Origin of the sequence: Komagataeibacter diospyri, from assembly GCF_006538165.1 — a bacterium.
In the GTDB taxonomy this organism is placed as follows: domain Bacteria; phylum Pseudomonadota; class Alphaproteobacteria; order Acetobacterales; family Acetobacteraceae; genus Komagataeibacter; species Komagataeibacter diospyri.
In genome coordinates this window covers 24,305-47,161 of the sequence record NZ_BDLU01000010.1, presented here as the reverse complement: position 1 = coordinate 47,161, position 22,857 = coordinate 24,305, and the positions used below count along the sequence as shown (strand labels likewise).

General features: G+C 61.1%; 18 protein-coding genes. 11 read left to right on the top strand and 7 right to left on the bottom strand.

From position 1 onward, the window contains the following. Window positions 1-112 precede the first annotated feature (112 nt). Entirely contained in the window at window positions 113-1,078 is a 966-nt protein-coding gene (locus MSKU9_RS01310; protein WP_141259552.1) for a LysR substrate-binding domain-containing protein, read from the bottom strand. Between the two features lie 171 nt (window positions 1,079-1,249). On the opposite strand from MSKU9_RS01310, the gene MSKU9_RS01305 reads away from it, so the two are divergent. The 3 genes from MSKU9_RS01305 to MSKU9_RS01295 are packed head-to-tail and all read left to right on the top strand — an operon-like array spanning window position 1,250 to window position 5,486. Further along, complete coding sequence (locus MSKU9_RS01305) at window positions 1,250-2,845, top strand: MFS transporter (RefSeq protein WP_141259551.1); 1,596 nt, start codon at window positions 1,250-1,252, stop codon at window positions 2,843-2,845. Window positions 2,846-2,863: 18 nt separating this feature from the next. After that, window positions 2,864-3,940, top strand: coding sequence for an HlyD family secretion protein (locus MSKU9_RS01300; RefSeq protein ID WP_141259550.1), 1,077 nt, complete (start codon window positions 2,864-2,866; stop codon window positions 3,938-3,940). Continuing rightward, the gene (locus MSKU9_RS01295; RefSeq protein WP_193557603.1) at window positions 3,927-5,486 is read left to right on the top strand and encodes an efflux transporter outer membrane subunit; all 1,560 of its coding nucleotides are present in this window, start codon (window positions 3,927-3,929) and stop codon (window positions 5,484-5,486) included. The genes MSKU9_RS01300 and MSKU9_RS01295 overlap by 14 nt, the downstream gene beginning before the upstream one ends. Window positions 5,487-5,594: 108 nt before the next feature. Here the strand turns inward: MSKU9_RS01295 and MSKU9_RS01290 are convergent, their stop codons facing one another. Together MSKU9_RS01290 and MSKU9_RS01285 are read right to left on the bottom strand one after the other, a co-directional pair. Next, on the bottom strand, window positions 5,595-7,664 hold the full coding sequence (locus MSKU9_RS01290) for an FUSC family protein (protein WP_141259549.1): 2,070 nt from the start codon (window positions 7,662-7,664) through the stop codon (window positions 5,595-5,597). Window positions 7,665-7,748: 84 nt separating this feature from the next. Then, complete coding sequence (locus tag MSKU9_RS01285) at window positions 7,749-9,470, bottom strand: NAD-dependent malic enzyme (RefSeq protein WP_141259548.1); 1,722 nt, start codon at window positions 9,468-9,470, stop codon at window positions 7,749-7,751. A gap of 117 nt (window positions 9,471-9,587) precedes the next feature. Between MSKU9_RS01285 and MSKU9_RS01280 the strand changes: the two genes are divergently transcribed. Further along, window positions 9,588-10,493, top strand: coding sequence for a LysR family transcriptional regulator (locus MSKU9_RS01280; protein WP_141259547.1), 906 nt, complete (start codon window positions 9,588-9,590; stop codon window positions 10,491-10,493). 44 nt (window positions 10,494-10,537) lie between these two features. Here the strand turns inward: MSKU9_RS01280 and MSKU9_RS01275 are convergent, their stop codons facing one another. Next, a complete protein-coding gene (locus MSKU9_RS01275; protein WP_141259556.1) occupies window positions 10,538-11,563 on the bottom strand; it encodes an isopenicillin N synthase family dioxygenase in 1,026 nt (341 codons plus the stop codon). A gap of 262 nt (window positions 11,564-11,825) precedes the next feature. After that, window positions 11,826-13,016, bottom strand: a complete 1,191-nt coding sequence (locus tag MSKU9_RS01270) for a sensor histidine kinase (protein ID WP_141259546.1) — start codon at window positions 13,014-13,016, stop codon at window positions 11,826-11,828. Window positions 13,017-13,332: 316 nt separating this feature from the next. Here MSKU9_RS01270 and MSKU9_RS01265 point away from each other — a divergent pair, with 316 nt between their 5' ends. The 5 genes from MSKU9_RS01265 (at window position 13,333) to MSKU9_RS01245 (ending at window position 19,234) form a co-directional block, all read left to right on the top strand. After that, window positions 13,333-15,060: a carbohydrate porin gene (locus tag MSKU9_RS01265; RefSeq protein ID WP_141259545.1), complete on the top strand. Its 1,728-nt coding sequence runs from the start codon at window positions 13,333-13,335 to the stop codon at window positions 15,058-15,060. 196 nt (window positions 15,061-15,256) lie between these two features. After that, window positions 15,257-17,671, top strand: a complete 2,415-nt coding sequence (locus MSKU9_RS01260; RefSeq protein ID WP_141259544.1) for a TonB-dependent receptor — start codon at window positions 15,257-15,259, stop codon at window positions 17,669-17,671. Window positions 17,672-17,701: 30 nt separating this feature from the next. Beyond that, complete coding sequence (locus tag MSKU9_RS01255; RefSeq protein WP_141259543.1) at window positions 17,702-18,391, top strand: Fe2+-dependent dioxygenase; 690 nt, start codon at window positions 17,702-17,704, stop codon at window positions 18,389-18,391. Between the two features lie 224 nt (window positions 18,392-18,615). Beyond that, window positions 18,616-18,822: a cold-shock protein gene (locus MSKU9_RS01250; RefSeq protein WP_007398099.1), complete on the top strand. Its 207-nt coding sequence runs from the start codon at window positions 18,616-18,618 to the stop codon at window positions 18,820-18,822. A 64-nt stretch (window positions 18,823-18,886) separates the two neighbouring features. Further along, window positions 18,887-19,234: a hypothetical protein gene (locus MSKU9_RS01245; RefSeq protein WP_227000722.1), complete on the top strand. Its 348-nt coding sequence runs from the start codon at window positions 18,887-18,889 to the stop codon at window positions 19,232-19,234. 15 nt (window positions 19,235-19,249) lie between these two features. On the opposite strand, the gene MSKU9_RS01240 is transcribed toward MSKU9_RS01245, so the two are convergent. Continuing rightward, the gene (locus MSKU9_RS01240) at window positions 19,250-20,152 is read right to left on the bottom strand and encodes a LysR family transcriptional regulator (protein WP_162851908.1); all 903 of its coding nucleotides are present in this window, start codon (window positions 20,150-20,152) and stop codon (window positions 19,250-19,252) included. A gap of 33 nt (window positions 20,153-20,185) precedes the next feature. Then, window positions 20,186-20,458 carry a hypothetical protein gene (locus MSKU9_RS01235; protein ID WP_141259541.1) on the bottom strand — a complete coding sequence of 91 codons (273 nt, stop codon included), beginning with the start codon at window positions 20,456-20,458 and terminating at the stop codon, window positions 20,186-20,188. Between the two features lie 42 nt (window positions 20,459-20,500). Here MSKU9_RS01235 and MSKU9_RS01230 point away from each other — a divergent pair, with 42 nt between their 5' ends. Then, window positions 20,501-21,454, top strand: a complete 954-nt coding sequence (locus MSKU9_RS01230; RefSeq protein ID WP_141259540.1) for a LysR substrate-binding domain-containing protein — start codon at window positions 20,501-20,503, stop codon at window positions 21,452-21,454. Window positions 21,455-21,564: 110 nt separating this feature from the next. Beyond that, window positions 21,565-22,851, top strand: coding sequence for a 4-aminobutyrate--2-oxoglutarate transaminase (gene gabT / locus MSKU9_RS01225; protein ID WP_141259539.1), 1,287 nt, complete (start codon window positions 21,565-21,567; stop codon window positions 22,849-22,851). Window positions 22,852-22,857 lie beyond the last annotated feature (6 nt).

The following is a 22,857-nucleotide window of genomic DNA, read 5'->3' as shown; positions in this document are numbered from 1 at the left end:
TCCGTCAGTATGAAGCGATCCATATGGTCTTTGAAACACATCATGGCCCTTTAGAAAACTCAATTCCCAACAGCCCCCGAAAAGGCGGTGTTCTTTGAAGCTTTTTTATGTCTCAGGTTCTGGTTTCAGCCGCCACCGTGGCGGGGGAAAACCCGTCAGGCAGACCGCCCCCACGCTGGCGTACGACCTGATAGACCATATTGCGCAGCCAGCGATGCACCGGGTCGCTGTCGCGCCTTGGATGCCATGCCTGAAATGAATGCACCGGGGGCAGCTCGAACGGAAATTCGAACTCCTCAAGGTGCATCGACCTTATGGGCAGGTAATCAATGGCGATACCCGGCAGCGGCAGGATCATGTCCGTCATGCGCAGGGTTTCAACCATGGCATAATAGGTGGGCACGACCATCACCACCCGCCGTTTCAGCCCGAACCGTTCCTTCAGCACCGCATCAATCGGCCCATGCGGCCGTCCCCGGCGTGACACGCTTATATGTTCGTACCGTGCGACCGATACGGGCGTAATCCCTTCCGTCAGGATGGGATGGCCCGCACGCACCAGTGCGCGGAAGGACGTGGGAAAAATACTCTGCCGCCGTATTTCCGAACGCATGTCATCGGACGCACCCAGATAAAGGTCAATGCGCCCTTCGCGCAGGTCGTTGCTGGGTTCCTCATCCGTTTCCGGGGCGAAGGTTATGGTGCAGCCGGGACAGTCCCTTCGCAGTGCAGCAAGGATCGCGGCACCAAAGGCCCCCACGATCAGGTCATTCGCCCGCAGGGTAAAATGGGGGGACAGACCGGCAAGGTCGGGTGTGTCCTGTTCCTCCAGCAGGGAATCAGCGCCTTCAACCAGCGCCTGCACCCGTTCGCGGATGCCCAGCGCAAAGGTCGTGGCGACCAGCCTGCGTCCCGACGCCACCAGGATGGGGTCGCCAAAGACCACACGCAGCTTGGCAAGGGTGCGGCTCATCGCGGCCTCGCTCACCTGAAGCCTGCGCGCCGCGTGGGAGACACCTTCTTCCTCGATCAGGGCCTGGAGACTGCGCAGCAGGTCGAGATCGTAGCGTTTTCTCATGACCCTGCGTGACTTCCCCACAATGAAACCGGAACGCAGCCGTCCCGATTATCCTGAAAAAACGGATTTGACCAATCCGTAAAATGAAAGTGTCACCTTACGCGATCATGGGTATTCGCGCACGCCCCCTGCGCCGATCATATGTCTGTTTTCCCATCGGGACAGATAAATGTGAACGCCGCCCACGCCGCCCCTTCCTATATCCCGCCCTTTGGCATCCGCACGGTCGTGGGGTGCCTTGGGGTGCTGCTGGCCGTGCATGTCGCCGGTTTCAATGAACACATCACGGAAATCGGCCTGCCTGATATCCGTGGGGCAATGCATATCGGCCACGACGAAGGCACGTGGTTCATCTCCATCTATGAATGTTTCAACATCGCGGCGATGGCGTTCACGCCATGGTTCTATGTCACGTTTTCCATCTACCGCTTTACCCTGTTCATGACGGCGCTGCTGGGACTGCTGGCCATTCCTGCACCCTATATGCCTGACATGACCACGCTGTGCATCCTGCGCGCGGTGCAGGGGCTGTCAGCGGGATGCCTGCCGCCCATTCTCATGACCGTCATGCTCAAATACCTGCCTGCCCCGCTGCGGGTATTCGGCATTGGCGGATACGCCATGAGTGCGACCTTCGGCCCCAACCTTGGCGGCCCGCTGGAGGCAATGTGGTTCGAGCACGTCGGCTGGCGATGGCTGTACTGGGAAACGCTGCCGCTATGCGCGGTGGCAATACTGATGATCGGCTGGGGACTGCCGCGCGACCCGTCGCACTGGGACCGGTTCCGCAATTTCAACTGGCGCGGGTTCATGCTTGGTGTGCCGGCCATCATGTGCGTGGTGACGGTGCTGTATCAGGGTGACCGGCTGGACTGGTTCCGCTCCCCCGTCATCACGCACCTGACATTCTGGGGGGGGGCGCTGTTCATCGCCTTCCTGGCGCATGAATGGTTCCATCACAGCCCGTTCTTCCGCATCCAGTTCTGGGGTAACCGCAATATCGCCGCATCCCTGCTGACGCTGGTGGCGTCCCTCATGATCTGTGGCCTCATGACGGAAATTCCGTTCACCTACCTTGCCGACATACGCGGCTACCGGCCCATTCAGGCCGCACCGGTGGCGCTGGTGGTGGCGCTGCCGCAGCTGGTCCTGCTGCCGCTGACGGCGGCACTGTGCAATATCCGCGCGGTGGACTGCCGGTATGTGCTGGCCATAGGTCTTGTCTGCCTTGGCGTTGCGGCGTGGCTTGGCACATGGCTGACGCCGGACTGGGTACGCGACAATTTCATGGTCATCCAGATCCTGCAGATCTTCGGACAGCCGATGGTGGTGATTCCCACCCTCATGCTGGCGGCGCTGGGGCTGGGGCCTGCGGACGGGCCGATGATCTCGGGCATGGTGAACATGCTCAAGGGCATGGCCAACGCCATCGCCACCGCCTTGTTCGAAGTCATGCTGCGCCGGCGTGAACAGTATCATTCCACCATGCTGCTGGACCTGCACGGCACGCATGGCACGGCACTGTCCGGCATGGGCGACCCCATTTCCGGACAGATCGCCGCCACGTCACCCGATGCCGGGCACGTGGCGCGCAACGCACTGCAGATCTTCCATACCTACGTGCATGAACAGGCCACCGTGCTGGCGCTGGCGGACATCTATCTGCTGGTCATGTGGATCTGTGCCTTTTTCCTTGTCCTGGTGGCCATCCTGCCCGGACGTATCTACCCCCCGCGTGCGCCGGTCCCCGCACCCGCCGCGCACTGAATGATCGGGTCCGAAGCAATGCCCCATAAAAAACCCATCATCCTGGCTGGCGCCACGGTTGTTGTCCTGGTCGCTGCCGCCTGGACCGCCGACCGGCTGGTATCAGGCAATGGCACCAGCGAATATACCAACGATGCCTATGTCACGGCGGATTTCACCACCGTAGCACCGAAGGTACCCGGTCGCATCGACCGCGTGATCGCGCAGGATAACGAGGCCGTCCACCCCGGCGAGGAACTGGCCCATATCGAGGACGAAGACTATCGCGCTGCACTGGAAACCGCACAGGGCGAGCGGGAAGCAGCACAGGGTGACGTCGCGAACCTTGAATCCGAACTGGTGCGCCAGTCGGCCCTGATCGCGCAGGCGCGCGCCAGTGTCAGCGCTGATCAGGCGCAGCTTGTCTTTGCCCGGCAGAACGCACGGCGTTACCGCAACCTGTCGGCGGACGGGTCCGGCACACTGGAACAGAACCAGGACAGCGCTGCCCGCCTGCTGGAAGCGCAGGCACGCCTTGACCATGACAATGCGGCGGTTGATGCCGAAACCGATCAGGTCGGGGTCCTGCGGGCACAACTGCTGCATGCACAGGGCGCCCTGGAACAGGCACGCGGGCGGGAACATACGGCAGCGCTCAACCTGTCCTACTGCACCATTCCCGCCCCGGTTGAAGGCGTGGTGGGCGAACGTGGGGTGCGCGTGGGGGCCTATGTCCATGCGGGCACGGCCCTGCTGGCGGTGGTGCCGACACAGGCAGCCTATGTGCTGGCCAATTTTCAGGAAACGCAGTTGACCCATGTCCGCACCGGCCAGCGCGCGACAATATGGGTCGATACATTCCCCGGCCACCCGCTGCATGCCCATGTGGACAGCCTTGCACCGGCCACCGGCGTTGCTTTCGCCCCGATCCAGCCGGACAACGCCACCGGTAACTTCACCAAGGTGGTGCAGCGCATTCCCGTCAAGCTGGTGTTCGATCCCGGGCAGAATCTGGCTGCGCTGGTACGCGTCGGCATGTCGGTTGAAGCCCGTATCGACACCGTGACCGCGCCTGACGGTCCCCACGCGACGGAGGCCCGCTATGCCTGGCAGTAACGTCATGCGGACCACACGCCGCCAGCGCGCCGCACTGACCTTCGGCATGATCGCGCTGCTGGCCACCGGGTGCACGGTTGGCCCCGACTACCACCGCAGGCCCCAGCCCGCGCCTGCGACGTGGCATGACAGCCTGCCACCCGCCGAAAGCCATGTGACCGACGCCACGATGGGCGCGCAGTGGTGGACCATTTTCAATGACGCCACCCTGACCGCACTGGAAGCACAGGTGGCACAGGACAACCTTGACCTGCAGGCCGCATCATGGCGCTTTGCCCAGAGCATGGCCGAACGCCGTATCGCCAGTGCCGCCCAGTTTCCCCATGCCGAAGCCAATGCGTCCTATGCCCGCGAACGCGCCAGCACCAATGGCGTGCTGGGCCTGCTGGGCACCATGGAACAGCAGGGTGCGGGCACGATCGCCAGCGGCACGCAGGGTTTTGGTCCCACGGCCATGCCCGGATCAGTTGGCAACCCGTCTTTCAACCTGCCCCAGTATGGCATGAACGCGGCATGGGAAGTGGACCTGTGGGGGCATGTGCGCCGTCAGGTCGAAGCCGCCACCGCCGCCATGCATGCGACCGAGGACATGCGGCGAGGGCTTATGGTCTCGCTCATGGCGGAAACGGCGCAGGACTACCTTGACCTGCGTGGCGTGCAGGCACGCATGGCCATTGTCCGGCAGAATATCGATCTTGCCAGCCACACGCTGCACCTGACCACGCGCCGCCTGAACGAAGGGGCCGCAACACGCATGGATGTGGCCGACGCAGCAGGTCAGTACGAGGAATTCCGCTCGCGCCTGCCGGTGTTGCAGGACCAGGAAGCACATCTGCTCAACGCCCTGAGCTTTCTGGTCGCCCGCGAACCCGGCGCGCTGACCCGGACCCTTGGCCATGGTGGCGACGTGCCGCCGGTTCCGCATGAAATCCCGGTAGGGCTGCCATCGCAACTGGCGGAACGCAGGCCCGATATCCGCATGGCGGAAGAACGGCTGCATGCCGCCACCGCCAGCATTGGTGTCGCCATTGCCGATTTCTTCCCGCGCGTGACCCTGTCAGGCAGCCTTGATGTGCAGGCGCTGCAGTTCAGCGGGCTGGGAAGCTGGGCATCGCGCCAGTACGGTTTTGGCCCGACCGCGACCTTTCCCATATTCGAAGGTGGGCGGCTGACGGGGCAGTTGCGCCTGCGCAAGGCGCAGCAGAAGGAAGCGGCGATCATGCTGCAGCGCACGATGCTCAAGGCATGGCAGGAAATCGATGATGCGATGGCCGACCTGTCATCGGCGCAGAACCAGCACGACCGGCTGGCCGCCGCCGTGGACCAGAACCAGATTGCCGTGCGTACCGCCCAACGCCAGTATACCGAAGGTTCGGCCGCATTCCTGAACGTGCTGGAAATGCAGGACCGGCTGCTGGATACCCAGTCGCGCCTGATCGAGGCGGATGTCGCGGTTTCGACTTCCGTCACCCATCTGTACCGCGCGCTGGGTGGTGGATGGGAAAGCCGTTATCCCCTGCCCCAGCCCCGCCGGAAAAAGGTTTGAAAACAGAAGAAGTTTCTGGTGAAGTTTTTCCAAAAAGCTTCAAAAAATACCGCCTTTTGTAAAAGGTGGCATCCAAAAACTTCTATCGGTTTCCAGATATAACAGGTATTATTCCACTCCTGCCGCCATGGCAGTGACGCAGGCTGCAGCCGTGCGGCTGATCCCGTCAAGACAGGCCAGTACCTCCAGCAGCCTGCCATTGCCGGGATCGGCCTTTTCCATATGGGCCAGCCGCCTGCGCGTGGCCCGGACCATGGCAATGCCACGCGGACTGACCGGCCGGTAGCGCACCAGCACGCGCAACAGTTCGGTAATGATATCCGACACCGTATCGCGCCGCTGCCGCTTGATCTGGCGCAGCAGCAGGATATTCAGGCCTACGGAAGAAAACATGAGCATAAGCCGGATACCGGCAATGGCGGTGTGATCCCCCTCCTGCGTTGCATGGCGCACCATGCGCCCTATCCGGTCCACACTTGTGCCGATCCACCACTGGGGGGACGGCGGCAGGGGCACAAGGCACAGCCGCCGCAGTTCGCCACGTATATGCACGCCAAAACGCAGCCGTTCATCCCGCGCACGGAATGGCAGGACCAGCCGGAACACCAGCACGCTCAGCCCCACCGCCAGAACCGTGTGGAAAGCACCATTCAGGAACGTGATTTCATCCACCCGGCTCTGGTTACCGGGCATGAGCAGGTTGGGCATGAGCAATCCGTAGGCCGCAGCAGCCCCCGCCGTACCCCGGTTGCATTTGGCCAGGCCGCCCACAAACAGGAATATGCCCAGAACGAAGGCAAATTCCTCATAATCCGTAAGATATGGCAGGATCCACAGGTCAAGGGTGCCTGCGGCAATGGCTGACCACACCGCCCCCGACAGGAACCGGGTCGTGCCCACCACCGGGTTTTCGCGCGTGGCGAACAGGCCGCAGACCAGCGTGGTAATGGCAATGAACCCCATGCCACCGGGCCATGCGGTGCATTCATAAACGAAAGCCGCCAGCATGATGGCAGCAGCCCCCCGCAACCCATTATAGAGCGCCAGCCGGATATCGCGGTGCCCCCCCAGATGGAACCGGAAACGGTCATGCACAGGCGGGCTGAAAATGGCATGGCAGTGATCCAGCGCCGTTTCCAGATCATCCATCGTGGCCGCCAGCACCCCATGGGTAATGCGGGCCGTTTCCTGCTCGCCATGCGCCGAGCGCCGTTCAAACAGGGTACGCAGGTGCTTCACCTGGGCCTGCACGGCATCCAGCGCACCGGCTTCCAGCCGACAGGTCACCAGCCGGTCACACAGATGCAGCAGTTGCCCCCGTGTATCCGCCAGCACCCCGTCATCGGCCAGCATCGCGCGTTCCGCCCCGCCAGACAGACCGACAAGGCGGGTGACAAGGATCGAGACCTCCGCCAGCACGGCGCGGGCATGATCGCCCGCATGCACCTGTCGTCCCATTTCAATGGCCGGGAATTCAAGTCCCTGATGGACCGATACCACCATGTCCGAGAACTCACCGGCATGGACCAGCGTATCACGGTCATGCAACACGATTTCGCGCAGCAGCGTCGCCAGGCGGTGCAGCACATTTTCCACCTGCGCCACCATGGTCGCCTGCGCGCGCGTGGACAGGCTGACGGTGAACAGCATGGCCATTCCCGCCTCGCACACCACACCCAGAATGATATAGGTGGCGCGTGAAATGCTGATGAAAAAGACGTTATCCGGCGCGGATGCCGCCGCCACCGCAATGATCGAACAGGTATAGCCCGACAGCACGAAAGCATAGGAACGGAAGTTCAGGCAGAACGTGGCAAGGAAGCTGCACAGCCCGATCCATATGGCCACGGCGGGAAAGAACAGCCATGACTGCTGCGGAAAAGCGGCAATGAACACCACCGCGGCAATCGCGCCAACCAGCGTACCCACGATACGCCACCGCGCCTTGGACATGCTTTCGCCACGACGCACCTGTGCCACCGACCATACGGTGGCGACTGCCCATTGCGGGCTGTCCAGTTCCATCCATAGCGCAATGGCCAGCGCCACGACGGAGGCAACGGTATTGCGCAGTGCGAACGCCACGGCCTGTGGCGTAGGACAGAACAGCCAGCGCAGCATGTCCACCCCCACAGGCCAACGCATGACCGGCCCGGGCGTGAAGCGGGAAATATTCATCTGATCCTGCCCGTCATGGCGTGGCGGACACGTTTTACTTCCCCTTACGGAAGCTGTTTGCCCATGAAAATCGTCGTAACTGCCCTAGGGAACGGAATCTGCCTTCTCATACGGGCGGTACCGTGCCGTCCAGACTGCGGCCTTCAGCGCGGCCTCGAGCGTTTCAGGCGTTGCCTGCGGGGCGACACCTTCCACCTGCCCCTGACGGATCACGGCCCGCGCCACCGCCATGGCCACGGTGCGCAGTTCAGATACGGGCGGCAGCAGGGGCACGGTCGCCTGATCATCCACCCCGGCGGCGGGCGAAAGCCCGGCCAGAGCGTGGGCTGCGGCAAGGAACATGCCATCCGTCATGCGTGTGATGCCGCCCGCCACAACCGCAAGACCAACACCGGGAAAGACATAGGAATTGTTGATCTGGTCCACCGGACGGAGGCACCCGTCATACTCCACGGGTGCGAACGGGCCGCCAGTACCGATGATCGCACGCCCGTCCGTCCATTCCAGCAGGTCCGCGGGGGTTGCCTCTATATTGGCGGTGGGGTTGGACAGGGCGAAAATGACCGGACGGACGGACTGCTGTGCCATGGGGGCCACGATGTCACGCGTAAAGGCGCCGCCCTGTCCTGATGTGCCGATCAGCATGGTGGGACGGACATTCTTCATGACCTCGGCCAGCGTGACATGGGCTGCATCGGCCACGTTCCACGTCGCCGCGATATCGGCAGGCTGCACGAAAGGATGCTGGCCTTCGGTCACACCATCCATGCCCGCGCGTACAAGGCCGTTGATATCGACCATGAAGAAACGGCGATTGGCCTCATCGGGCGTCATGCCCTCCGCCACCATCATCTGCGCCAGCAGGTCGGCAATGCCGCAACCCGCGCCGCCCGCGCCAAAAATGACGATCCGCTGCTGCGCCAACGGGGCAGCACCTGCACGGATCGCGGCCAGCAGCGCACCCGCCGTCACCCCTGCCGTGCCCTGTATATCGTCGTTATAGGTGCACATCCCGTCACGATAACGGCGCAGGATACGCAGCGCATCCGCGCCCGACAGGTCTTCCCAATGCAGGGCGATATTGGGCCAGCGCGCATTAACGGCGTCCACGAATTCCGCAATGAAGGCATCATAATCCGCACCGCGCACGCGCTTGTGCCGCCAGCCAATATATTCAGGGTCTTCCAGCAGCGCCACATTATCGGTGCCAACATCCAGCAGAATGGGCAGTGCGCGCGCCGGATCCAGGCCACCGCAGGCGGTATAGAGCGACAGCTTGCCAATGGGGATGCCCATCCCATTCGCCCCCTGGTCACCAATGCCAAGGATGCTGCCGCCATCACTGGCCACGATCACGCGCACCCCGTCCCATTGCGGGTCGGACAGGATTTCGGCAATGCGGCCCCGATCCGTGTAATTCAGGAACAGGCCACGCGGGCGGGTCCAGATATGGCTGAATTCCCGACAGGCCCGACCGATTGCGGGCGTGTAGATGATGGGTAGCCATGCCTCCAGCGCCTGATCGATAATGGCGTAGAAAAGCGTTTCATTCCTGTCCTGGATTTCACGCAGCGCAATATGTCGCGAAAAATTGTCCGGCAGCGCCGCCAGTCGGGCACGGGCAAGATCGGCCTGTTCTTCCAGCGTGGCAATGCGTGCGGGCAACAGGCCATGCAATCCGAACAGGTCACGTTCACGACTGTCGAATGCATTTCCCTTGTTCAGAACTGGACAGTCCAGAAGTTCCCTGCCGGACAGCGCCGTTTTGAGGGAAGTGTGACAGGTGGACTGGACTGTATCCGACATAAGAACCCGATATTGCGATAACAGTGGAAGGATGCGCAGGATACGTATCTGCACATCTTCGTGTAGGGTATGCGACTGCACGCCAACCGTACGCCAGACGCAATCATGGGATGACATATGCCGGATGAAATCAGTGACCTGAAGTTTTTCTGCATCCTGACCGCATCGGGCAGCATTGCCGGGTGCGCACGTGCCATGGGTATGTCGCCCGCCGCCATGAGCCGCCGCCTCAGCGCCATGGAAACCCGCCTTGGCACACGTCTGGTCACACGTACGTCGCGCCATTTCGCCCTGACGGCGGAAGGCCAGCGCCTGCATGAACACGCGGTCAGGATCATGCAGGAAGTGGAAGAAGCCGAGGCCGAACTGACCGCGCGCGCCGGTATCCCGCACGGGCTGCTGCGCGTGGGCGTGCCATCTGAAATCGGGCGCAAGCTGCTGGCCGGTGTCGTGGCCGCCTTTGTCGGGCAGTATCCTGATGTCACCGTGCACCTGACCCTGTCGGATGCGGGGCTGGATGTGATTGATGACGGTCTGGACATCGCCATCCGCCCCGGCATGCCGTCGGATCAGGAAGTCATGACCACCAGCCTGATCAACAGCCGCCGCGTGGTGTGCGCATCCCCCGATTATGTCGCGCGCAGGGGATTGCCCGCCACACCGCATGACCTGCTGAAACATGACTGCATCTGCCTGATCCGCCGCCAGCGCATATTCAATGAATGGGCCTATCTGGATGGAAAGGCGCGTAAGGAAATCCACGTCACTCCCCGCCTGGCCACATCCAGCAGCGAGGTCGTGCATGACTGGGCCGTAAGTGGGCGGGGCATTGCGCTGAAGGTGCTGTGGGATATTGCCGATGACCTGAAATGCGGTCGACTTATCGAATGCCTCAGCACCTATGCGTGGGAGGACGTGACGCTGTATGCCGTCTATCCGTCACGTGCGCACCTTCCCTCCCGCACACGGTTTTTCCTTGATTTTGTCAGGCGTGAACTGCGCCAGAACTATTTCGGGACATAAGAGGACATTTCTGATGAAGCTTTTTTCAAAAAGCTTCAGGATATTCATGTCCCTCCACCGTAATTCGCCCGGATACGTTCATCCAGATAATCCCGGGCAGTAATGGGTGCGTATTTCTTCTGCGGACCCTGAATGACCGCATCACGGTTGGCCTGACAGAAAAACGGCAACGACAGGCGGGGGCCAAGATATTCATCACGCCGGGGCATGCGCACCCGGTGCAGGGTGGATTTCAGGCGGTCGTCGCTCCAGCGCATCAGCATGTCACCAATATTGCACGTAACCGCACCCGCCAGTGGCGGTACGTCGGTCCATGCCAGTGCGCCCGCATCCTTCATATCCGCATCCCTGCCGGGGCAGACCTGCAGGCCACCCTGTCCCGGGCGTTGATGCAGCAGGGTCAGACAGTCGAAATCGGAATGGGCGCCAGCACGCCAGAAATCAAAATCCGTGCCGCGGGCATTTTCCATGCTCATGTAATGAATCAGGCGCAGGGTACTCTGGTACCGTGCTGATGCGGGATCATGATTACGGGTGAAAAAATCCGCATCAAACCCCAGCCGGATCGCGAAACACGACAGGATTTTCATCCCCAGTTCCCAGTTCTGGCGTTCGAAACGCCGCATCCGAGCCTGAAAACCGGGCAGTGCGCTTTCGGCAGGCCATAGGTCATTCCCCATCTGCGGCAGGGTGATCTGGTAGGATTCCTTGTTATCCGGCGTGCCAGTGGAAGGACGGACCTGCGCACGGTATTCCCACCCGACGTTCGAACCGGGACGGCGGGCATAATGCGCCTTTTCCCCCAGCGGCAGGTCAAAGAACCGCCTGGCTGCGGCAAAGGCGGCATCCACGTCCGCAGCGTCAATGCCGTGGTTGATGACCTGAAAGAAACCGACCTGTGTTGCGGCTTCCCATAATGCATCGGCAATGGCAGGTTTGCGCCGGTCATAATCCGACAGGTCAATCTGCGGGATATCACGGGTCATACAGGTGCCCTGCCCGCCAATCATGGACTCACGATCAAGTTCGGACCGTGCGTTGCCACGTGGGGGCATGAATGAAGGGGGCATGCGGTTTTCTCCGGCCAGAAGGTTTTTCCTGCCGGGCACGCACGAGGTACGGGGCATGGCGCAGTCTTTCCGATCCGGGGCAACCGGATTGTGAAGAAAAAACGCCACCATATAAAATGCCATGCACGCCAGCGGCCCACAAATCAGGAACTGATTGGTGAGGAGCAATGCCCAGGATAAAATCCCGACCGCTTCTACTCGCCCCGGAACAACAGCATGGCGGGATATTTTCCGTCAAGCACGAAAACCACGCGGGCAGGCATTACCCCTGTGGCAGCCAGACGGTGCAGCATGTGCCCTGCCCCGGTGTGCTGGTTATGTCCAGACGGCCACCGTGGCGGTCCACGATATGCCGGACAATGGCAAGTCCCAATCCCGTCCCCTGATCCCCCCCCTTACGCCCGGCAGGCTGGGATACGCGATAGAACCGTTCGGTCAGGCGCGGCAGGTGCTGGGCCGCGATGCCCGGCCCGTTATCACGCACCGAAATCGCCAGCCCGCCGGTTTCCAGCCATTGCGCCGCAACATCAATCCGCGCCACCGCCGGTGGTGACGGGCGGCCATAACGCAGTGCGTTTTCACACAGGTTGACCAGCACCTGCAAAATCTGATCCGCATCCCCCCGCACGGTACCGGCGGGGGGAGCGTGAATGATGACCGCGGCGCGATCTTCTGCCGGTTTGCCCTGCAGTTCATCAGTCAGGCGTGCAAACAGGTCAGGCAGCACGACCTGCCCCTGCGGGCGCTGGTGTTCCAGCATCTGCACGCGCGACAGGTACAGCAACCGGTCAATCAGGCGCTGCATGCGGGCTGCCTGCCGGGCCATGATGGCAAGAAATTTCTGCCTTGCTGCGGCATCATTCGCAGCAGGCCCCTGTAATGTCTCGATAAATCCGATCAGGGCGGCAAGCGGAGTGCGCAGCTCATGGCTGGCATGGGCGACAAAATCACTGCGCGCACGATCCAGCGCATCATGCGCCGTGGCATCCAGCAGCACCACCACACAGGCCGGATGGCCATGCCACGACCCAGCCTTCACGAAAGCCTGCACCACCCGGCGGACGGGCACATCGGCCTCAATCCGGACCTCGCTCACACCGCCAGGTTGCAGTTCGGCCACAGCGCGCTGCAGGGCGGGATGGCGGATCAATGTACCCAGCCCTTCGGCAAATTCGGCCTGGGCGCGGGTTGCCGCATGCAGAAGCCGTCCCCCGCGCGACAGTACAACCAGTGCGACGGGCAGTTCATCAACCGTAATCGTATCCGCATCCCCGGTGGCAACAGGGTCCGCCAGTGCGCGAGCAGGATAATAGGGCAATCGCCGCAGGCTGCCCGCGGAAGACGCAGCCAGATGCACGCCATATCCCCCCACGGCCGCACCGATCACCAACCCCACAACCATCAGAACAAGCGCCGTCACCCCATTCTCCCATTCCCGGCCTGCGCAGGGCACGACATGGGCGATACCATGATGCCGGAGCAGCGGAAAGCAGAATGATTTTTGTAATAAAATTACAATTTGTGCGATGCAAAATTAATATAATTCCACTCAATTTGACATTTTGATAATTTTAAAATATGGATCGATCATCATAAAAATAAAAACAATGGTTGCGAAAATCATGATCCACCCGGTCCTGCGCCCCACCGCATCTGTCTGCTTTCCCGAATGCGTCGTGTACGTGCCCTGACACGGCGCACGTACCACAGGCCTCCTTGCCGCGTTTTCACGCCCCGCCCATCCGGCCCGGCCACGAGAAAATCGACAGATGACACGACATACACACCATGCCCGTGACCAGCATGGCCACCATCCGTTCCCGCATGCATGCAGATGGCTGCTGGCGGTAAGCACCATGGCGCTGCCCGCCCACCGCATCCTGGCCCAGACCGCACCGCCTGCTGCGTCAGTGGTTCCTTCCCTCGTCACGTCCGGCGCGGTTTCCGCCATGCCTTCAACGGGGATAACGCCGGAACAGCAGATCAGCCTCAATCTGGATGTGGAGCGCCTCGGCCCGACGCCCGAGGCCATCCGCAGGCCCCCCAACACCCCCATTCCGCCCAGTGGCGTCCCGACCTACCCCTCCGCCGGACTGGCGACCATGAGTGTCGCCCCCGTCAGCAGTCCCGGCGATAACAGGGCGTTTCACAAGATCGAACTGGACGCCATCCTGACCCACCACGAAGGGCCGTCCGCCCTGCTGCCCGAATGGATCGACGCGCAGCATGACAGCGATCTGGAGGACCCGTACTACGTCCCCACCGCAGGTAGCGGCCATCTGGTCCCGCAGCTGAACCCGCTGCGTAGAAAACTGCTGGACCACGGCGTAAGCTTTGCCTTCACTTACAAGGGTGAAGCGATGGGCGTGATCAATGGCGGCGTGGAGCGTGGCATGAGCTACGTCCATGAACTGACCGCGCAGGTGAACTTCGACCTTGAAAAAATGGCGGGGATAACCGGCTGGTCGGTGCATACACTGGTGATGGAACGCGCGGGCCATGCCGTAAGCCATGACCGCGTGGGGGAATATTACGTCAACCTGCAGGAAGTCTATGGCCTGTCGGGCAATGTGGTGGCCCATCTGGTGGATTTCTATGCTGAAAAGAAGCTGCTGGACAACCATCTGGACATCACGTTCGGCCGCATGGCGCTGACCCATGTGTTTGCCACGTCACCGCTGCTGTGTTCGTTCATGGTCACGTGTTCCGCGCCCGTGGCGCTGAAGCTGGACCCCGGTTTCAGCGTGTATCCGAAGGCGACATGGGGGTCGCGCATCCGCATGCGGCCCACGCGTGATACCGCCATCCAGATCGGCGCGTATTCGGTCAGCGCCCTGACCGACAACCCCAGCGGCTGGGCCTGGGGCAGCGAGAAGGCAACGGGCCTCATGCTGCCCGTCGAGTTCACGTGGCAGCCCTTCCTGACCCGCAACCGCCTGCCTGGGCATTACGTGCTGGGCTACGCGCACGACACCACGCGCTATCCTGACCAGATCGGCATTGGCCTGTCCCCTGCCCTGCGCACGGCGGCGGGGCGCCAGCGATCGGCGCCGATGGACATGTTCTGGTTCGAAGGCGACCAGATGGTCTATCGCCGGGGTGGGCGTAACCAGATGGCGGGCGGCTACCTGATGGCAGGGTATATCCATAACACCCCGCATGTGACCTCGATTTCGGATGAAGCCTATGGCGGCCTGTCCTTTGCCGGGGTTATTCCGTCGCGGGTCACGGACCGGCTGGGCATCATGTATTCATGGTACCACGTCAGCCACCGCAAGGAGGAAGGGCAGATCCTGCAGTACGAAGCCGGTTATTCGCTGGGTACTGCCGTGCGTGCGCCCCAGACGGATTCCCATATCATAGAAGCCTATTACGCCATTGACGCGATGCCGGGGATGCTGGTCCAGCCGGAATTCGAGTACATGATCCGTCCGGGGGAGACCAGACATATTCCCAATGCAGCCCTGGTCGGGCTGAAGGTCATTGCCAACCTGTAATCCATTTCAGACACATGAATGAGGAAAAAGCCCTGCATTCCGGGTGGTGCAGGGCTTTTTTCGCGTCCGGGCCGTAATTGATAATGCGAATTTGTTGCATTTAAGAGACACCAGAGCAACGAACTGTTTCCGCATTATTGCGAATAATTATCAAAATAGATATGCAGCCTCCATGCAATTAAGAGGCTGTTGCAATATGAAAAACCAGACCATTCGCCAGAAACTCAGGCCTTTCTCCCTGCTCACCGCCTCCATGGCGCTGGCCTGTGCTGCCACGGGCGCGCAGGCCGCGGCACAGGATACGACATCCACTGCCCCCACCAGCAGCAGCAAACAGGCCCGAACGACCAAGACATCAGATACCGATACAACGGACCTGTACAACCATTCGTCCGATACATCCCATGACATGACCCATGTCACCGCATCCCCGATGAATGTCCTGCATGAATCCATCGGGCTGAGCCGGATGCCGCAGGACGCCATGCACACGCCACAGAACGTAAACGTGGTGCCGCAGGTGCTGATGCAGCAGCAGAACGTAAAGTCCCTTGATGAAGCACTGAAAAACGTACCCGGCATCACCGCATCGGTGGGTGAAGGCGAAGGCGGCATGGCGGGGGACCAGTTCCTGATCCGCGGATTTGCTGCCCAGAACGATATTTATGAAAACGGCCTGCGTGACTTTGGCGTCTATACGCGCGACAGCTTCTATTACGACCATGTTTCGGTCATCAAGGGGCCGTCATCGGAAGTATTCGGTAACGGCACCACTGGTGGCGCGATCAATATCGTGACCAAGACGCCGCATCTGGGCAACAGCTACCAGGCCAGTTTTTCGGGTGGCAGCGGGTCCTATTATCGCGGCACGCTGGATGTAAACTACCAGCTGAACAGCACCACCGCCTTTCGCCTGACGGGCATGGGCAACGAAAACAATGTCGTTGGCCGTGATGATATCTATTCCCACCGCTGGGGGATCGCACCCTCCATTGCTTTCGGGCTGGGCAAGAAGGTTTCGTTCGTTCTGGAATATTTCCACCAGAACGATAACCGCATTCCCGATTATGGCGTGCCGGTCGTCTATTCATCTGCTGGCGCCATTGGTCGCCCCGTGACCGAATATGGCGTCAAGCGCACCAACTGGTATGGCACCACCTATGATCAGGATGATTCCAGCACCGACATGATCACCGGCCGCCTGACGGCCAAGGTCAATCCGATCCTGACATTATATAACGACATGCGTGGCGGCATCTTCCACCGCTATTTCTCTGCATCGCAGGAAGCATGCTCGAACTTCAGCAGTGGCGCCGTCCTGACGAACAACACGTTCAACGGCGTGTCACCTTCATCCACCTGCCAGTCCGACTTCTTTTCATCCAATCCTGGCGCCGCACAGGTGGCGCGTAACGGCGGGGTCGGTGGACCCGAACCCTACCGGCAGAGCGACTGGTCCATACAGGATGTGTTTTCCGGTGTCGCACACCTGAAGACCGGGCGGATCCGGCACGAGATCATTGGCGGCTTCGACATTGAATACGTGACCGACCACCGCCAGAACTACGCCTATGGTTCCAACCGTCCCGGCACCAGCCTGCTTGACCCCTCCCCTTACGTGCCCGGCCTGACGCTGGGGGACTGTAACCAGTATCCGAACCGGCTGGTCAATATCGGCAATGGTGTGGGCCGCAAGTGCTACAAGGACAGTTCTGCACTGGATGTAGGCTTCTTCCTGTCGGACCAGATCTGGCTGACAAACTACCTGTCGGTAAAGGCCGGTTTCCGCTGGGATAACTGGAACAGCCATTACAGCGCGACCGGCGGCAGCACTGCAACACCCGATGTGCATTACGGGCAGAACGAAACCACCATCAACCCGTCCGTCAGCATCATGTACACCCCGCGCAACAACCTGATGGTGTATTTCAACTGGTCGGAATCCACCACGCCGCTGAGCATGTACGTCACCAACAGCTCCGAACCCATGAACGCCAAGAATGCAAGTGCAGCACCCGAACGCAGCAGGCTGTATGAAGTGGGTGCGAAATACAGCGCTTTCCATGACCGCATCGGCTTTACGGCTGCCCTGTTCCGTCTGGAAAAGAACAATTCGGTGCAGACCGATCCTTCCACTGGCGATATTACCGCCACCAGTGACCAGGAACGCAACCAGGGGCTTGAACTCAGCGCGTCAGGCACGCTGCTGCGCAACTGGATGTTCTATGGCACCTATGCGCTGTATGACCCCACCATTACCAAGGCTGGCTCCACGACATCCAAGCAGGGCGGACAGATCCAGTATGTGCCCCATAACCAGGCCACGGCATGGACCAGTTATGAAATCGCCCCGCGCAAGCCGTGGAACATGACCATTGGTGGCGGCATCACGTGGCGGCAGGGTGTGTGGCTGGATCAGGCCAATACGGCGCGCGTGCCCGCCACGGTGGAATTCGACGCCATGGTCTCGCACCATTTCGCCGACCACTGGAAAGTGGCAATGAACGCCTATAACCTTGATAACCGGCTGAATTACGGCAGCCTGTTTTCAAACCGGGTGACGCCTTCCATCGGGCGGTCGTTCCTGTTCAACATCTCGGCCCAGTACTGATCCACAACGCTACACGCCCAAGGTTCCGCCATGCTACTGCACATTCCCGCCCTGCTTACGGCCGATGAACTGGCCCATTGCCGCGAAACACTGAAAAACGCGCAGTGGACCGATGGCCGCGAGACGGCGGGCGCGCAGTCGGCCAAGGCCAAGAACAACCTGCAGCTGCCCCGGGATTCGCAGGCATGTCTTGAACTGGGGCAGCTTGTGCTGCGTGCGCTGGGCCGCAACGCCCTGTTCAACAGCGCGGTGCTGCCCTACCGGGTCAGCCCGCCACTGTTCAACCGCTATGAAAACGGCATGAGCTTTGGCGCGCATGTGGATAACGCCATACGCGGCATCCTGTCGGGGGGCATCCATACGCGTATCCGCACGGATGTTTCCTCCACGCTGTTTTTTTCCGATCCGGATGAATATGACGGCGGTGAACTGACCATTCATGCCAATGGCAATGAACAGACCATAAAACTGCCTGCAGGCGACATGATCCTGTATCCCACCACCGTGCTGCACAGCGTCACCCCGGTAACGGGGGGCAGCAGACTGGCGGCCTTTTTCTGGTCCCAGTCGATGATTGCTGAAGAGAGTCGGCGGCAGATCATGTTTGACCTGGACATGCAGGTGACATCGCTGCGCGAACGGCTGGGGGATGCCGATTCTGCCGTGCTGTCGCTGACCAATATCTATCACAACATGATGCGCCAGTGGTGCGCACTTTAGCCGGTCATCCGATGCCCGACAGGAAATATTTCCGCTTTTTTGAATATTTTCCGTGCTATTTGCGTGCAACTCCTCTACAAGCTGTCTCACGGCTGGACTTTTCAGCTACGGACAAGATTTCAATTGCAGCCACGCTACGCGGCCTTCTGGCATCCCCGATATAACGAAAAGTCTCGATTCCGCGCATGTTCGCGTGGGTGCCGGTTACGCAAGGAGGCCAACACATGGCCGCAGGAACAGTTAAATGGTTCAACGCCCAGAAGGGCTTTGGATTTATCCAGCCTGATGATGGAAGCGCTGACGCTTTCGTTCACATCTCCGCAGTCGAGCAGGCTGGCCAGCAGACCCTGAACGAAGGACAGGCTGTGACCTACGACCTCGAACGGGGCCGTAATGGCAAGTCTTCCGCAGTCAATCTGAAGATTGGCTGATAATTTCGGCAGGAACTCCGGTTCCTGCCGTTTTTATTTCTACCCTGTTTTACAGCCAGACAGCATGTTCCGGCTTCTGATACTGGCGCTGACCTGCCTGCCCTTGCATCATGCCATGGCGCAGATGCCCGGCGCGGTCCCCGGTGGCTGGAATGGCAGCGTGGCATTGCCCGCCCCATCGGGTCTGTCCATGCCATCCACACTCCCATTGGCGCATTTTGCCCCCCTGACCGGCCCCGGTCAGTCTGTCCGCATGTCCCCATACACGGGGCAGGAACATGGGCAGGCCGACAGTCGCGACATGCAGCCTGCTTCCCCCATGATTGACAATGACGCGCAGCGGGACTGGAATGCCTTCCAGCGGACTGAACGTCAGGTATTGCAGGACATGCACCACATGCCCCCGCCCTGACGGCGGGCGCGGTTTTCAGTCAACCGCAAAAATGTCGCGCATATCCATATGACTGGCAATTTCCCATACCCGCACCGTCAATGCAGTTGGCAGGGACTGGGTCAGGCGTACCAGACCAACCTCCGGCGCGCTACAGGGTCCAAGCGGGCGTACCTGCAGGCGGCAATGCCCGGTATGGGTTGGCAGGGCTACAACCGGCAATATGCTGGCCAGCCGCCCTGCCAGCAACTCGGCATACAGTACTTCCAGCGAATTCGTTTCCAGTACCACGGTGGGCGTTATCCCCGCGCCCCTGAACGCGGCGTCCACAATCTGGCGCGTCCGCATTTCGGGGCTGAGCAGGCACAAAGGCAGATCGGCCAGCGTGCTCCAGTCGCGTCGCCCCGCAGGCAGGACAAGGGGATCGGCCGCCACCAGCACGTGCTGTTCGGTAAAAAGCGGCAGGGTGTCAAAAGGGGCATCGGGCGGGAGCTGGTCCAGATAGACCAGCCCGAGGTCAAGCTGCTGCTGCCGCAGGCGGTGAATCGTATCCGCGCATGAACCAATCCGCACCTGCAGGTGCAGGCCGGGAATGGCGGTACGGAAACTTTCCAGCAACAGGGGAATGGCCTGCATCCCCGGCGGCATGGCGCCTATGGACAGCGTACCCCCCGCCACTTCCTGCGCGAAGGCCGCTTCCTGCCGCAACCCGTCCAGTGCCGCCAGCGTCTGGCGCGCCCACGCCAGCACCCGCCGCCCTTCATCCGTCAGGCCATTGAAACGCCGGGTGCGGCGGATAATGGTAATGCCCAGCTCGGCTTCAAGCTGGCGTATCGCTGCCGACAGCGCGGGTTGCGATACGCCGCAGCTTTCCGCCGCGCGGGAGAAATGCTGATAGCGGTCAAGGGCTATCAGGTAGGTCAACTGCCGCAGAAACACGCCACATCCGTCCTGACAAAAAACGTCACACTCTTATCGGACAACAACGACATCCACCAGTGACTGTCCAGATATCCCTGCCGTGGGGAGGAAACACGGACCACCTTGCCACGGGCTACCACACTGCCTGCATGGCTCCAATCCGGCAATCACCGGATTGACAATAATCCTTTGATAAAAATAATAAAAATCTTTGAGCGCTGCCTTTTTCCAAAAGACGGCATCTTCCGAAGCTTTTGAGAAAAAGCTTCGCCAAAAACTTTCCACGGTCTGCGCAATCTCCCGACAGCAGGCTGCCGCGATCATGCTGTTTTTGATCCAATCCGTTCATGCTAACATCCGCGCCGTATGGAATGGCGTTACCACATCCCGCCGCTTGCGGCCCTCAATGCCTTCGTGGCCTATGCGCGCACGGGAGGCATCCGTCGTGCCGCAGTTGCACTGGGGGTGGATCATGCTGTTGTCAGCCGCCACCTTCGTGACCTTGAAAACACCCTTGGCGTTGCCCTGCGCAACCGCAGCGAAGGCGGCCTGACACCTGAAGGGCATGATTACCATGCCCGCATCGCTCCCCTGCTGGACGGGTTGGCCCGCGCCACGGCGGACATACGCGGGCAGATGCCGCAGGTGACCCTGACGTGTTCACACGGCATTGCCTATCACTGGCTGTTGCCACGGCTGGCCAGTTTCCGGCAGCTATACCCCGGTGTGGAACTGATGCTGCGTCCGGTTGATTCCGACTGCCGGTTTGATCCCGACCGGATCGACACCGTGCTGCATGCCGATATCCGCTACATCAACGACCACAATCCCGTCCCCATCCCACCGCGCATACGGGCCCTGCCGGTGGCGCGACCACCGGTTTTTCCCGTCGCAAGTCCCGCCTGCCTGCACCGCCTTGCCCATCAGTTGCGCAATGCCGCCGACCTGCTACATGCGCCGCTGCTGATTGAGGACAACGATACGGAATGGCGGCTGTGGTTCGCGGGCCAGTCGGTCGAAGTCGCGCATGTGACCGGATGCAGCCGGTTATGGCAGGCGCATCTGGCGCTGGCGGCGGCGCGCGCGGGCGAAGGGATCGCGCTGGCCAATGCCTACCTGCTGGAAGATGACCTGCAGACCGGTCGCCTGGTCCGGGTCACCACCACGGACATCCCGCTACTTGATGTATCGCTGGGGGCCTATGTCCTGCGCGCGACGGAGCAGGCATGGCAGGCCCGGCCGATGGTGATGCTGCGCACATGGCTGGAAGCACAGCTTCATGCGGATACAGCGGAAGTGGTGACATCCAGTCACCACTGATCGCCTAAAAAGCCCCTCCCCACCCCGTTGCGAACCCGTTACGTGGAACATGACCAGAATGGCTGTACCCACAGCCCCACCATATACCCCCACAGGGATGAAAACAGGCCATGACACTGACCAACAAGGACCTTCTTGCCCGCCGTAACCACGCCGTGCCGCGCGGGGTGACGACATCCACCCCTGTTTTCGCCGACCGGGCGGAAAATGCCGAACTGTGGGATGTGGAAGGCCGGCGCTACGTTGATTTCGCTGGTGGCATCGCCGTGCTGAACGTAGGGCACCGCCACCCGAAGGTGCTTGAGGCCGTACGTGCGCAGCTTGACCGTTTCACGCATACCGCGTTCCAGGTCTCGGCGTATGAACCGTATATCGCGCTGGCGGAAAAGCTGAATGCACTGGCCCCGTTTGAAGGCCCGGCCAAGACCATTTTCTTCTCCACCGGGGGGGAAGCAACCGAAAACGCGGTCAAGATCGCACGCGCGGCGACCGGGCGTAACGGCATCATCGCCTTTACCGGCGGGTTCCATGGCCGCACGCTGCTGGCATCGGCCATGACAGGCAAGGTCAAGCCGTACAAGGCGCCGTTCGGTACCCTGCCGGGTGAAGTCTATCACCTGCCTTTCCCTGATGGGGAAGAGGTGCAGGTGGCGGACACGCTGCGCATGCTGGACTTCCTGTTCGCCGCCGACCTGCCGGCGTCCAGCGTCGCCGCCATCATCATCGAACCCGTTCAGGGCGAAGGCGGTTTCCGCGTGGCCCCCACCGAACTGCTGGTCGCCCTGCGCCGCATCTGTGACGAACACGGCATCAAGCTGGTAGCTGACGAAGTGCAGAGCGGCTTCGCCCGCACGGGCCGCCTGTTCGGCATCGAACATTCCGGCGTGCAACCCGACCTTGTCTCGGTCGCGAAGTCCATGGGTGGCGGCCTGCCGCTTTCGGGCGTGATCGGGCGCGCGGAACTTATGGACGCGGTTGGCCCCGGCGGCCTTGGCGGTACCTATGGCGGTGCGCCGCTGGCCTGTGCCGCGGGTCTGGCCGTGCTGGACATCATCCGTGACGAAAAGCTGGTGGAACGCGCCAACACGATTGGCGAAAACCTGCGTCGCCACATCGACCGCCTGCATGCCAACAGGAAGCTGCTGCCCGTCAGCCGCGCGCGTGGACTGGGGGCAATGATCGCCTTTGATATTCTGGAAGAACACGACAAGCCGGGTGTTCGCGCGGGTGCTGCCGCGGCCATCTGCGCGCGGGCATGCGAAAAGGGACTGATCCTGCTGTCATGTGGCACGCAGGGGGCAACCATCCGTATCCTTGTGCCATTGACGGCATCGGATGCGATCATTGATGAAGGAATGAACATCATCGAACAGGTTCTGGCAGAATCCGCAGCCTGAACCCGT

Coding starts and splice junctions, on each gene's coding strand:
- MSKU9_RS01245 (WP_227000722.1), top strand. CDS start 18,887: ATGTTCCGGCTTCTGATACTGGCGCTGACCTGCCTGCCCTTGCATCAT.
- MSKU9_RS01230 (WP_141259540.1), top strand. CDS start 20,501: ATGGAATGGCGTTACCACATCCCGCCGCTTGCGGCCCTCAATGCCTTC.
- MSKU9_RS01255 (WP_141259543.1), top strand. CDS start 17,702: ATGCTACTGCACATTCCCGCCCTGCTTACGGCCGATGAACTGGCCCAT.
- MSKU9_RS01280 (WP_141259547.1), top strand. CDS start 9,588: ATGCCGGATGAAATCAGTGACCTGAAGTTTTTCTGCATCCTGACCGCA.
- MSKU9_RS01310 (WP_141259552.1), bottom strand. CDS start 1,078: ATGAGAAAACGCTACGATCTCGACCTGCTGCGCAGTCTCCAGGCCCTG.
- MSKU9_RS01275 (WP_141259556.1), bottom strand. CDS start 11,563: ATGCCCCCTTCATTCATGCCCCCACGTGGCAACGCACGGTCCGAACTT.
- MSKU9_RS01295 (WP_193557603.1), top strand. CDS start 3,927: ATGCCTGGCAGTAACGTCATGCGGACCACACGCCGCCAGCGCGCCGCA.
- MSKU9_RS01265 (WP_141259545.1), top strand. CDS start 13,333: ATGACACGACATACACACCATGCCCGTGACCAGCATGGCCACCATCCG.
- MSKU9_RS01285 (WP_141259548.1), bottom strand. CDS start 9,470: ATGTCGGATACAGTCCAGTCCACCTGTCACACTTCCCTCAAAACGGCG.
- MSKU9_RS01290 (WP_141259549.1), bottom strand. CDS start 7,664: ATGAATATTTCCCGCTTCACGCCCGGGCCGGTCATGCGTTGGCCTGTG.
- MSKU9_RS01260 (WP_141259544.1), top strand. CDS start 15,257: ATGAAAAACCAGACCATTCGCCAGAAACTCAGGCCTTTCTCCCTGCTC.
- MSKU9_RS01250 (WP_007398099.1), top strand. CDS start 18,616: ATGGCCGCAGGAACAGTTAAATGGTTCAACGCCCAGAAGGGCTTTGGA.
- MSKU9_RS01300 (WP_141259550.1), top strand. CDS start 2,864: ATGCCCCATAAAAAACCCATCATCCTGGCTGGCGCCACGGTTGTTGTC.
- MSKU9_RS01235 (WP_141259541.1), bottom strand. CDS start 20,458: ATGATCGCGGCAGCCTGCTGTCGGGAGATTGCGCAGACCGTGGAAAGT.
- gabT (WP_141259539.1), top strand. CDS start 21,565: ATGACACTGACCAACAAGGACCTTCTTGCCCGCCGTAACCACGCCGTG.